At 54.0% G+C, this 12127-nt stretch carries 13 protein-coding genes; 1 reads left to right on the top strand and 12 read right to left on the bottom strand.

Annotated elements, in window-relative coordinates; all coding sequences use genetic code 11:
* Positions 1–65 precede the first annotated feature (65 nt).
* From ACE5KN_RS23060 to ACE5KN_RS23020, 9 genes are all read right to left on the bottom strand, one after another.
* Complete coding sequence (locus ACE5KN_RS23060) at positions 66–1112, bottom strand: ABC transporter substrate-binding protein (protein ID WP_375527211.1); 1047 nt, start codon at positions 1110–1112, stop codon at positions 66–68.
* Between the two features lie 264 nt (positions 1113–1376).
* The gene (locus ACE5KN_RS23055; RefSeq protein ID WP_375527212.1) at positions 1377–2486 is read right to left on the bottom strand and encodes a slipin family protein; all 1110 of its coding nucleotides are present in this window, start codon (positions 2484–2486) and stop codon (positions 1377–1379) included.
* Positions 2487–3173: 687 nt separating this feature from the next.
* The gene (gene ggt / locus ACE5KN_RS23050) at positions 3174–4757 is read right to left on the bottom strand and encodes a gamma-glutamyltransferase (protein ID WP_375527214.1); all 1584 of its coding nucleotides are present in this window, start codon (positions 4755–4757) and stop codon (positions 3174–3176) included.
* The gene (locus tag ACE5KN_RS23045) at positions 4754–5938 is read right to left on the bottom strand and encodes an amidase (protein WP_375527215.1); all 1185 of its coding nucleotides are present in this window, start codon (positions 5936–5938) and stop codon (positions 4754–4756) included. Before ACE5KN_RS23045 ends, ggt begins: the two co-directional genes overlap by 4 nt.
* A 181-nt stretch (positions 5939–6119) precedes the next feature.
* On the bottom strand, positions 6120–6542 hold the full coding sequence (locus ACE5KN_RS23040; RefSeq protein WP_375527216.1) for a VOC family protein: 423 nt from the start codon (positions 6540–6542) through the stop codon (positions 6120–6122).
* An 83-nt stretch (positions 6543–6625) separates the two neighbouring features.
* Positions 6626–7135, bottom strand: a complete 510-nt coding sequence (locus tag ACE5KN_RS23035) for a helix-turn-helix domain-containing protein (protein ID WP_375527217.1) — start codon at positions 7133–7135, stop codon at positions 6626–6628.
* 23 nt (positions 7136–7158) lie between these two features.
* Complete coding sequence (locus tag ACE5KN_RS23030; RefSeq protein WP_375527218.1) at positions 7159–7503, bottom strand: DUF6597 domain-containing transcriptional factor; 345 nt, start codon at positions 7501–7503, stop codon at positions 7159–7161.
* 118 nt (positions 7504–7621) lie between these two features.
* Positions 7622–7774 carry a hypothetical protein gene (locus tag ACE5KN_RS23025; RefSeq protein WP_375527219.1) on the bottom strand — a complete coding sequence of 51 codons (153 nt, stop codon included), beginning with the start codon at positions 7772–7774 and terminating at the stop codon, positions 7622–7624.
* 75 nt (positions 7775–7849) lie between these two features.
* Positions 7850–8617 carry an AAA family ATPase gene (locus ACE5KN_RS23020; protein WP_375533163.1) on the bottom strand — a complete coding sequence of 256 codons (768 nt, stop codon included), beginning with the start codon at positions 8615–8617 and terminating at the stop codon, positions 7850–7852.
* 255 nt (positions 8618–8872) lie between these two features.
* On the opposite strand from ACE5KN_RS23020, the gene ACE5KN_RS23015 reads away from it, so the two are divergent.
* Positions 8873–10111 (top strand): aminopeptidase, encoded by a 1239-nt coding sequence (locus ACE5KN_RS23015; protein WP_375527220.1) that lies wholly within the window; start codon positions 8873–8875, stop codon positions 10109–10111.
* On the opposite strand, the gene ACE5KN_RS23010 is transcribed toward ACE5KN_RS23015, so the two are convergent.
* From ACE5KN_RS23010 to ACE5KN_RS23000, 3 genes are all read right to left on the bottom strand, one after another.
* Positions 10108–10431, bottom strand: coding sequence for a hypothetical protein (locus tag ACE5KN_RS23010; protein WP_375527221.1), 324 nt, complete (start codon positions 10429–10431; stop codon positions 10108–10110). The two genes, ACE5KN_RS23015 and ACE5KN_RS23010, sit on opposite strands and share 4 nt — an antisense overlap.
* A 170-nt stretch (positions 10432–10601) precedes the next feature.
* Positions 10602–11117: a DNA topology modulation protein gene (locus ACE5KN_RS23005; RefSeq protein ID WP_375527283.1), complete on the bottom strand. Its 516-nt coding sequence runs from the start codon at positions 11115–11117 to the stop codon at positions 10602–10604.
* Positions 11118–11183: 66 nt separating this feature from the next.
* Entirely contained in the window at positions 11184–12041 is an 858-nt protein-coding gene (locus ACE5KN_RS23000; RefSeq protein ID WP_375527222.1) for an alpha/beta hydrolase, read from the bottom strand.
* Positions 12042–12127 lie beyond the last annotated feature (86 nt).

Below are 12127 nucleotides of genomic sequence, written 5' to 3'. Positions count from 1 at the left end.
GATGTCGAATCCGCAGCCTGATTTACTTCGTGATTAAAAGATGACTTTTTGAACTACCTCTTTAGTTATTCAATAATGTCGTTGTCCGGGTCCTGTACCTTGGACTTCATGGAATCCGTCACCTCAACGCCCTGCTCTTTGGCTGCTTTCACGTTCAGGATCAGATCCAGCTTGTCAGGGAAGGAGACCGGCATATCCCCGGGATTAGCGCCGTCTTTCAGAATTTTGGCAGCCATTTGCCCTACCTGGTACCCGTGATCATAATATTTGAAGCCAACGGTAGCCATGGCTCCCTTCTCAACGGTGTCGCGGTCGCTGGAGAAGAAAGGAATGTCGTTGTCGTTAGCTACCTGGATGATCGTATCCACAGCGCTGACCACCGTATTGTCCAGCGTGATGAAGAGGGCATCCGCCTTGCCGACGAGTGAGTCCGCAGCCTGCTTCACCTCGGAGGTGTTGGTCACAGACGCTTTGACCAGCTTGATGCCGTGAGACGCCAAAGCCTTCTCCGCATTGTCCGCCATCACGACCGCATTTGGCTCTCCTTCGTTGAGGATGAGGCCGACGGTTTTGACATCAGGCAGCTCCGAAGCGACGAAGTCCATCAGCTGCACGATCGCCTCCGGATTCGTATCCGAGGCTCCCGTAACGTTGGCGCCCGGCTTTTCCAAATCGCTTACGATCTTGGCTCCAAGCGGATCAGTCACCGCCGCGAACAGCACCGGTTTGTCCTGAATCTGCTGTACAAGCGCCTGTGCCGGCCCCGTGGCAATGGCGAGCGCGAGATCACTGTCGCTGTCCGCAATCTTCTGTGCGATGGACAGGTTCGTCGTTGCATCCCCCTGTGCATTGTTATAATCCACCGTCAGGTTCTTTCCTTCCTCAATGCCGGCATCTTTGAGGCCTGCCAGAAAACCTTTGCGGGTTTCATCCAGGGACGGGTGCTCCACAATTTGCGAAATGGCAACCTTATACGTTTTGCCTTCCGCACTGCCGCCGCTTTGCTCTGTTCCGGCAGCCTTTTCTCCACTGCCACTGCTGCCGTTGCTTCCGCAGCCTGCTGCAATCAGCAGAAGACCTGTCAGCGTCAGGGACATCCACATCTTTTTCATCTTGCATAACCCCTCTCTTTAGTAAACCAATAGTATAAAAAAGTTCATCTTGCAAGCTTATAAAGCATGATTGTTCAATGCTTCTACGCATCGTTGCTTTGACCGGACAAAGCGATAAAATATGCATAATGCTGCCGGGCACACCGACAACATACAGGCGTTGATTTTTTAATATTAAGCGGTAATGTGATGCTCGTCAATTGTTATGACGCAAAAAATCCAACGCTTTCACAGCGGCAGCTGTTCAAGCGTTGGATTGACCTGTCAACCGTTTTCCTTGGAGCTCACCAGCGCATTCAGCTGCTCCAGCAGATTGCTTCCGCCCGATAGCGAAATGTTGCCGATGTTCTCGCTGATTTTCTCCAGGAACTCCAGCTCCTTCAGCCGGTACAGGGTGACGTTCTCATCCATCAGTTTCGCCGTGTTCAGCAGGCTGCGGGTGGAAGCCGTTTCCTCCCGGCGCATAATCAGGTTGGCCTGCGCCTTTTTCTCCGCCAGCAGCACCGTGTTCAGAATGTCCTTGATCTCGCCCGGCAGAACGATATCCTTCACCCCCGCGGAAAGGAACCGCACGCCGTATTCCCCGCTTTTCTCGGACAGACGGGTCAGGATGAAATCCGCAATCTCCTGCTTTCTGCGCAGCAGATCATCCAGCTTCAGGGTACCGACATATTCACGCAGCATGAGCTGCAGCAAAATATAGATCTGGTCCTCAAAATCCTTGAACTCCAGTGCGACCATCGGATCGGTGATCCGGTACTGGCAGACGAAGTTCAGACGCAGCGTGATTTTATCCTCCGTCATGATCTCCTGCCCGATCAAGTCCAGCTGCTGCTGGCGCAGATCAATCGTCCGCACTGCGGCCGTCACCGGCCCCTTCCAAAAATAATATTTGCCGGGTTCAAGCTCACGCTGCAGCACATTGTTGTAATAGAGCACACCCCGCTCATAGCTCGCAACCTCCTGCATGTACCAGAAGCCCGCCGTTTTCGGCAACACCGTAGGCTCGACCCCGGGAACGATCTCCGGCTCACGTACATCCACTGTGACGAATTTGTGTTCCTTCAGCACATTCCAGAAGGCATATTTACCAGCTGTCAGCAGCTCTGCAAATCGATCATCCGCATAATGAAGGACATATTCGTAATCCTGCACCTGGACAACGGCGAGCTGCCCCAGCAGCTCCTCGTCCTGCAGAAACAGATTCAAATCCATTTCAGGTACGAAAAATGGCTCAGCCGTGCTCATGACCGTCACCGTTTCCTCCTGAAAGGTTTTCAGGCGATATGTCCCCGGCTGCAGCATTTTCACGTAGCTTCCTTTGCGGAACAGCAGACCGCGCTCGCCGGATGTAATCGTAATTTTCTTAAACATATGCATCACTCCTCTATGTAAAAGCCGACGCTAAAAGCCGCCGTGCTTTCGGATATGCAACTTGTGTGTTTGCGTCTTGTTGGTGGGACCTGCGCCTGGAATCCCTCCGGAATGCGGGCGGGGCCGCGCTTGAGGGAGGAATGGCGGCTGCCGTCTCCCGGGAAAGGATGCGAGCGGGACCACGCACTCAAGATTGCAGCCCGGGGTTTCACCCACTTTTTCGCGGAATGTGGCAGCGCCCGCTCCAACCGATATCCGCGAGCCGCATAGCCAGCATTCCGGCTCCTGCCGTCTTGGCCAGGTGTGGGATTCCTGTGCAGGTTCTCAATAATTTTCTTTCGATACCAAATCGAATCTTTACCAAAGTCGCGTGACAGGCGAGTGGGAATCGAACCCTGATGGATTGAGCCGAAAGAGCATACAGGATACCTCTGCCCAATGGGGCGGGCACTGCGGGACGTCTGAAATCCCTGCCTCGGTAATGCCTTTCGTGTCATCAACCTCCTTCATCATCGCTTATTACCAGCCCGGCGAACATGGCGAAAGTATTACGAAGAGCAAAAAATTGCACGTCAGCGGCAAAAAAACAGCAAAAAAGCCCTGATCCAAGAAAGATACTCAGCTTCCTTCCTGATCAGGGCATTTCCAATATTCGATTTTCAACAATCTGTGTCCCGTACCTGTCGATTACCAGCCGATGGCCGCTCCATCACAGCGGGGGTCCGTACCGCCGATGCGGAAGCCGTTTTCGTCGATCATTATAGCGTGTGCATGTCCCATAACTCCAGCGAAATCCGCAACCGTGTTCACCGTGTGCCCGGCCTGCTGCAAGCGCCGCCGTACTTCCTCGGCGATCCGGCCCTCCAGTCTCAACCCCTGCGTCTCGTCCCCCCACGTTCTGCCCCACACCCAGCGCGGTTCATGAACGGCCGTCTGCGGATCCATGCCGTAATCGACCATACGTGTCAGCAATGCGGTTTGCGTCTGGGGCTGGCCTTCCCCTCCCTGGGTGCCGTACAAAATATACGGCTTCCCGTTGCGGCAGGCCATCGCGGGCATCAGCGTATGAAACGTCCGCTTGTCAGGCTCCAGTCTGTTCACATGTGACGGATCAAGGGAAAAGAACGAGCCCCGGTTCTGCAGCAGAATGCCCGTGTCTCCTCCAATAACGGCTGAGCCGAATTCAAAATACAGGCTCTGGATAAAAGAGACGGCATTGCCCTCCGCATCCACCACCGCCGCATACGCCGTATCATTGCCTACCGGCTCCGTATCCATCGGCAGCGACCGTTCCATCTCGATACAAGCCGCCAGCTCGGCGGCGTACGACTTGGACAGCAGATGCTTCAGCGGGATGGAGGAGAAGCACGGGTCCGTCAAATACCGGTTGCGGTCGCGGAAGCTCAGCTTCAGCGCCTCCACAAGCAGGTGATAGTATTCATACGAGCCATGCTCGATGCTGCGCAAATCAAACTGCTCAAGAATATGAAGCGCCATAATACCCGTAAAGCCCTGCGAATTCGGCGGGACCTGGTACAGGTCGAGACCGCGGTAGCTGCCTTTGATCGGTTCTGCCCATTCCCCCGTATGGCGCGCAAAATCCTCCAGCCGCAGCAGACCGCCCACTTCCGCAAGGGAACGGACAATCTCCTGGCCAATGCTGCCGATATAGAACGCGTCCCGGCCTTCCTCTGCGAGCTGCTGCAGGCTCCTGCCCAGCGCGGCCTGCACAAAGCGGCTGCCCCGCTCCGGAACCCTGCCTCCCGGCAGATAGATGGCGGCCGTCTGCGGATAAGCCGCCAGCACATCAAACCGCTCGGCCGTAGTGGCATGCTGATCCGGCGACAACGGGAAGCCCTCCAGCGCATAGCGGATCGCGGGCTCAAGCACCTCCGCCAGCGTCATTGAGCCGTATTCCCGCAGCACGGCATCCCAGCCGTCCACCATGCCCGGCACGGTAATGACGCTGCGTGGGCCCCGCTGCGGGATGGCGGCTTCCCCCGCAAAGCAGGCGGCGGTGATCCGGCCGCCCGCACGGCCGCTCGCGTTATAAGCCCTGACCGCTCCCTCCCGGCTGCTGTATGTCAGCCAGAAGGCGTCGCCTCCCAGTCCTGTCATATGGGGATAGACAACGGCAAGACAGGCACTTACCGCCACCGCCGCGTCAAAAGCGTTGCCGCCCTGCTGCAGGATGCGCGATCCGGCTGCGCTTGCCAGATAATGGGGGCTGACGACCATCGCCTGCGTGCCCGTGACTGGTGTCATGCTCATAGGTTCCCCCTTACTGCCGGAACCAGCGCGGCGACCCAATCCAGCAGGCGGCGGTCCTGCCCCGGGCCTGCGATGACGGAAATGGCGACAGGACAGCCCCCCACCTCGGCAGCGGGAATCGTAATCTGCGGCAGCCCTGCCAGACCGGCGATGCAGGTCAGCTGCATTGTATTGGATCTGCGCTCCTCCAGCTGCGGTCCCTTCTGCCCCAACGCCGGCGCCGTCCCGGTGGTTGTTGGGATGACCAGCACACCGTCCTCCCGCAGCAGATCTGCCAGCGCTTGCCGTACCTGCTGGCGGCGGCCTTCTGCTTTCTCATAGTCCGCCCGCTCAATCGTACCGGCCCATGCGAAACGCTGGGCGATATCCGGCCCAAATACGGGCTGCTCGCGTTCAATCCAGGGACCGTGCTGCTGCCAAATTTCATAGCCCTGGATCGTTCTGAACATCGTCATCCATTCGGACAGCCCCTCCTGCGCCAGCTGCACAGACTCATGGCTGCCTCCTGCTCCCCGGAGCAGACTCAGATACGGATCCAGCGCCTCCGCACTCTCCCGGTCCGCCCGCCCCCAGGCGTCTTCGGCGGTAATGACCCTGCGGAAGCCGGAATTCCCGGAAGCCGACGGCGGCAGAAGCACATCTCCTGCGCTCCGCAGCAGCTCGGGACCGCTCGCCATCCAGCCGACCGTGTCGAAACTGGCGGCAAGCGGGATCACCCCCGCAGCGCTTACGCTTCCATGTGTCGGACGCATGCCGTATACGCCGCAGTATGAAGCCGGGACGCGTACCGATCCCCCGGTATCCGTACCCAGGGCAAAATCGGCAAGCCCGGCGGCCACCGCGACCGCCGAGCCGCTGGAGGACCCTCCGGGGATACAGCCGGGTGCCTTCGGGTTCACGGGGGTCCCGTAGTGGACATTTTCCCCGTTCAGGCTGAACATCAGCTCATCCGTGTGTGTCGTGCCGGTCAGCCGTGCCCCTGCCTGCAGCAGCAGGCTCACCACTTCCGCATGCTCCTCAGCCGGACCATGTGTCTCCAGCCAGCGCGGATTGCCTGCACCGTTCGTGCAACCGCGCACCGCAAACACATCCTTGACCATAAAGCTGCTTCCGCCGAGCTTTCCCTGGGCTGCAGGCTCCACCGTTACCGGACTGACTACAGCATTCCATTGATCTATCATTGGACCCTTCATCCTTTCGCTCCTTCTCCAGGATTTTGTCCAATCATAATGCCTGAAAGTGCTGATGTACATCATATGCATCCATTTTTGGTTCTTATACTAATTCTTGGTCGTCAGGTTGTTGCCCAACCAGAACTTCCCCAGCCAATTTCACCTTTAAGAGCTGCACGTAGCCTTAAACTTAGTCCGCGAATTCCCACGCCGGATTCCAGACTACCTCCCACAAATGACCGTCAGGGTCTTGAAAATAACCCGAATACCCTCCCCAAAAAGCATCATGCGCAGGAACCTTGATCACTGCGCCTGCTTTCCTCGCTTCTTCCATGACCTGATCCACTTCTTCCTTGCTTCCGACATTATGCCCGATTGTAAATTCACCGGGACTGGCTGCCTGCAGCGGAATTCCGGTATCATGTGCGAGCGACTTGCGCGGCCATACAGCCAGCTTCAGCCCTGCCTGCAAATCAAAAAAGGCAACAGCGCCATGCTCAAACTCCTGCCCGACAATCCCCTCCGTCTGCAGCCCCAATCCGTCACGATAAAAGGCCACGGCCCGCTCCAGATCATCCACTCCCAATGTAAGTACAGAAAAGCGCGGTTTCATAATTAAAGTCCCCCTTGTTCAAATTTCTTTCTTGCTGCCGTTTTCGTTTTCAGATTAACAATCATCTCTCATTTTTCATTGTATTAATCGGACATGCCGACAAACTCTCCAAGCGCCACCAGCGGCGAAGCCCCGTAAAAACGGTTGAAATCCCGTATCATATGAGCCTGATCATAGTAGCCATAATCCAATGCAAAGGCTGCACCGCTGATCCTTCCCGCTTTTTTCATACCGTTCATGGCCGCCTGGAACCGCACCACATCGCTGAATCTCTTCGGGGTAGTCCCGATCCACTGTTGAAAAATACGGTTCATCTGCCTTGTGCTGATGACCTCTCTCGCAGCCAGCTCTTGTATGCTTGTATTGCCTCTGCCGGTAAAAACCCGATAAAGCAGGTTGCTCACCAAACTGTCGTTTGTTGTTTTTCCGTTGCCGACTCCGGTTAACAAAAACGATTCCATGAGCCGAACCTTGCCCGCAAAGGAGTTTTCTTCAAATACCCTCTCCCCGATTTCCCTGACCAGTTCAGGCCATACGGCGTCCAAAGCCAAATGAGAATTCGCCGTATCCCCCAAAGGCAGACCAAGCAGCAAGTGAGCTCCACCCGGAAAAAATCTTACCCCGAATGTCCGTTTCGGATCATCAAAGTCGTAGTCAATGATAAAGGCCTGTCCATAAAACCTGAAAACAGGATGCTGTATGTATTTCTGCAGACATCATGCACAAACAATATATCGCTGCACCCGTCCGGGATAACCCGGTCGACTACTCCCTGCCGAGGCATTTTTAAAAGGGACGCAGTTCCCGGTTCCATCTCCTCTGCCGGCGCAGGCTCGGACATCCAGTAACAGGCCACAAACGGGGCCAGCAGCCTGGAAGGCAGCCTTTCCGTATATTTATTTGATGCGGTTCTACCATTAGCCTGTATCGGGCGGAAAAGAGTATGTAATGGCGCTTGCACGACAAAGTCTCCTTTTACCATCATGTTCTCTATCTATTCTGACAAAAAAGGGACTCTGAAAAACTCTGTTTTCCAGAAATCCCTTCAATTCGCTTGAGCCCTCAAGGGTATGCAATCATTACCGGCCGCCTGTAAATGGATTAATCTCATTCGTCAAGTCACGTCCCGCTTTCTTTTCTTCGTGGGCAATACGTTTGCTGACCGCAATGTTATGCCAGATGAGCGGCCCCCATGCACATGCTGCAAAAAGGACGAACCATAAGATAGTCATAAGTTCAGCTCCTTTCTAAAGATACCTTTATTGTATCATATTTTCCAAATTTAGCATGGTCACAATCGGTCCGATTCACTCATTTTCTCCAAACAGCTCTCTGATCATTTTATCCTTGTTGTTCAGAAACTCTTTCATAATAATATAGTGATCCGTTTCCTCCAGTGCCTTGATTTCGATGCCTTCCGGATGCAGATTATAAATACGAGCCCCCGGGTAGGCCATCAGTATCGGTGAATGCGTGGAAATGATAAACTGGGAATTCTGCCTGACCAGTTCATGAATACGGGCCAGCATGGCCATCTGCCTTAACGGGGATAACGCGGCCTCCGGCTCATCCAGAATATATAGACCGTTGCCGCCGAAGCGGTTCATGAAGGCCGCGAAAAAAGACTCCCCATGCGACTGCTCATGCAGCGATTTTCCGCCGTAAGACGCAATGATAGGAGGGCCGCCCAGTTCCCTGTCCAGCTCATCGATATTTGTTGCTACATTGTAGTAGCTTTCCGCCCTGAAAAAGAAACCGTCACGCGCCCTGCGCGTCCCCCGCACCAGCCGGATATACTCATGCAGCTCCGAGTGTGTAGCCTGGGTTGAGAAAGAAAAATTTTTCGTCCCACCCTCCGCATTGAACCCCCACGCGACAGCGATGGCTTCCAGCAGAGTGGATTTCCCCATTCCGTTCTCACCTACGATATATGTGACACCGGGGTGAAACGGCAGCTCACTCAGCTTCCGGATCGGCCCGAGATGAAACGGATATTGCCCAAAGGACGGCACACGGCTTCGATCCAGCTCGATTTTCCGCAAAAAAGGCTCCCGCCCCTGCATATACAATGTCATCACTCCAATCGGGTTTGGTCCTGTCAATCTTCAGTTGCTAATTCTATTTTTCCGTCCCAATATGTTAATGTATAGATTATACATCAGTGCGAGCGCTTTCAGCCGAGACAAGCAAAACATCTGCCGACGTGCTTCCAAGAATCAGGCCACATTTAGCGGAAGTTTTCAGCGAAATCAGGAAGTTCGTACTCCGATTATTATACTTCCCGATATTTTCAAACACCGGTTCAACCGGCGGTGAGGAGGCAATAAATTATGAATTTTGATCACAGTCTGGAGAAATACGCGGAATTGGCGGTGGAGATTGCGGTGAACCTACAGCCTGGACAGGAATTGTGGATTCAGGCTCCCATCCACTCACCCGAGCTTGTCCGGCTCATTAGCCGCAAGGCGTATGAGAAGGGAGCTTTTCAGGTGCATATTGAGTGGCTTGACGAAGCGAGCACAAAGCTGATGTACGAGCTGGCTCCCGAACAGGCGCTGCGGGAATTCCCGCGCTGGAAGGTGCAGGCTTATGAAGAGATTGCGGAAAAAAACGGGGCCTTTCTATCCATCCAATCCAGCGATCCGGAGCTGCTGCGTTCCGTTGATCCCCGGCGAATTGCCCTTCGTTCGAAGGCTTCAGGCGAAGCCTTAAAGAAATGGGAAGATTACGTGGTTTCCTACAAAATGACCTGGTCCATTATTGCTGTCCCATCCTTCGCCTGGGCGCGCAAGGTTTATCCGCAGCTTGCACCGGAAGACGCCGTGAGTGCCCTTTGGCAGGCAATCTTCCGCTCCGTCCGGATTGACCAGCCAGACCCCGTGCAGGCGTGGCACCGTCATAATGAAGCTCTGCGCCGGCAGAGAGAGCTGCTAACTGCGAAGCAGTACCGTAGGCTGCATTACCGCGCCCCTGGTACAGAGCTGACGGTTGAGCTGCCTGACTCCCACATCTGGCGCGGCGGCGTGGCCGATAACGAGCAGGGGCACGCCTTCAATCCCAATGTGCCAACCGAAGAGGTCTTTGTTACGCCGCATAGAGAAGGAACGAACGGTGTCATTCGCAGCACCAAGCCGTTAAGCTACCGTGGCAGCCTGATCAATAACTTCACACTCCGTTTTGAGCAAGGCAGGGTGGTGGATTTTGAAGCGGAGGAAGGATATGAGGCATTAAAAAGCATATTAGACATGGATGAAGGAGCGCGTTATCTGGGCGAAATTGCACTTGTCCCGCATAGCTCTCCCATTTCCGGCGAAAATCTGATCTTCTATAATACATTGTTCGATGAAAATGCATCCTGCCATCTGGCCTTGGGCCGCGGCTTTGCTTCCTCCCTGGAGAACGGCCGCCTGCTTTCCAATGAGCAGCTCGCGGCGGCGGGAATCAATCAAAGCCTGGTCCATGTCGATTTCATGGTCGGATCCGCGTCCATAGACATCGACGGGGAAACGCGGGACGGACGCATGGAGCCGATTTTCCGCAGCGGCGCATGGGCGCTTGAAGAGGATTAGACAGCAGAAAAGTCTACTACCTCTCCGTCCTTGACCGTATACAGCTTGGCGTGATGCTGCTCCAGCATTTTCAGAAAACGTATGAACTCATGCATATTATCCGTCACCCGTGAAAGGTCAGCCGTTAACAGGGCAGCAGCACCCGTCTCCGCAAGCTGTCTGCCCAGCGGCTCCCACATCCCGCCTTCCTGCCCGTCCAGCTCACGCACCCCAACTTGAACCCATTGCTGTGCTTCAGCATAGGAGAGACAGCGTTCCTCTTCGGACATTCCGCTGTCTCCAGCTCCCTGATCTTCTCTTACAAGAATAAGAACCTTCATGATTTCCTCCCTCAGCCGTATGTGCAGTATAGTGTTACTACTACTGTATGCGGTCTGGGGACGAACATGCATCAGGGTACGGGGCCAGCCAGTGCTTCATATTTTACGCTCCCAATAGTCCCATGTTCCTCTCATTTTTTTGAGTAGTTTCACATCAGTCAATGCATTCCCTACTTCAATAATTTCACTCTTTCTAGCAGCTCCTGCACGTCATTTCGCGACTTTAGAATGATTATCTCTTTTTCCTTTGATAATCGATTGAGCTTTTCTAAAATTTGTGGCTTATGTTTTTCAGGGTATTCCCAGACCCATCTCAAAAATCTAAAATCGATTCTTTCTTCGCAGCCTTCTCCCATGTCTTCCCTCTTTTTATTGCGGTATTGAAATCTCCTCTTGAGAACACGGTAAAGGCATACCCATTTTGACAAATCCAAAAAAATAATCGTGTCAGCGGCCTGCAGTCTAATGTCCATTGTAGAGCCATAGTTGCCGTCGATAATCCAACTCTTGCGACTTGTCAGCTCCTTTTGAACGGCTTTCTGTTCCTCTTTGGGTGTAGCGATCCAGCCGGGTTTCCAAAAGATTGCATCCAAATGATAAACTTCTATGAATAAGATTTCTCCTAATTTTTGAGCCAATGTTGATTTGCCGGAACCTCCTGATCCTATAAGTATTATTTTTTTCATTGAACCTCCGCGAAAAAAAGGAGAAATTTTATTAAACATCATGCGCTTCTTCCTGTGCCTACCCTTTTATCTGTATAAGTCCTTAAGCCAGGTAGTAGCAAGGTCGATCCATATCTGACACCGTTCATTCACATGCTGGGGTCCTGTGGCGGTCGTCTCATCGGCCAGGGACAAGCCGTGCACTCCTTGCGGAAATACGTGCAGCTCATAAGGAACCTGATGCTCTGTCAGCGCTGCAGCAAAATCCAGTGAATTCCGGACGCTTACGACCGGATCGTCAGCCGTATGCCATAGAAAGGATGGCGGTACCGACGCATCGACATGCAGGTGGAACCCGTACTGGTCTCTCAACTCCTGTTCAGGATGCGGCGTACCGAAAATATTCGCAAAGGTCCGCTCTGCTTCAGTCAAGCCCTCTTCTGCCGTCGAGACGGCGCTGCGCGGCCAATCGTTAAAATGAATGACCGGATAGGCAAGGATCAGCGCGTTCGGCTTGAGCTTGGCGGGTTCTTCCTGCAGCGCCTCATGGATGAACGGCTTGTTCCAGAGAACGCCTGAAGCCGCTGCCACATGGCCTCCTGCCGAAAATCCGCATACCGCGATCCGGTCCGCATCCACCAGCCATTCCTCCGCTCTGTCCCTTACGAGAGCAATCGCCCGCGCCGTATCCAGAAAAGGCTGCGGAAACCGCGCTGCCTGCCCCACTGAATATCTAAGTACAAAAGCATGAAAGCCCTGGGCGAGAAAGCGCAGGGCAACAGGCTCGGCTTCGCGGTCGGAGGTGTGGTTGTACCCGCCGCCGGGACAGATAATCACCGCAGGGCGCCGCTGGTCTGTACCAAACTGCCCGGAGTTATGTAAAAGATAAGTTTGCAGGTAAACGTCTTCGTTTTCTTCGCTCAGTTTAATCTTTTCCGTGATCATATTGCTTGACCCCTTCCTGTATTCGCTTTCAGATATATCATTAGTCTATATTTTTCCTGGGAAATGTTCTATAGTTTGTTTTACCC

The sequence above is a fragment of the Paenibacillus terreus genome, assembly GCF_042138595.1.
In the GTDB taxonomy this organism is placed as follows: domain Bacteria; phylum Bacillota; class Bacilli; order Paenibacillales; family Paenibacillaceae; genus Paenibacillus; species Paenibacillus terreus.
Note: the sequence above shows the minus strand (reverse complement) of the source record. Positions and strands in the feature narration are given on the sequence as shown.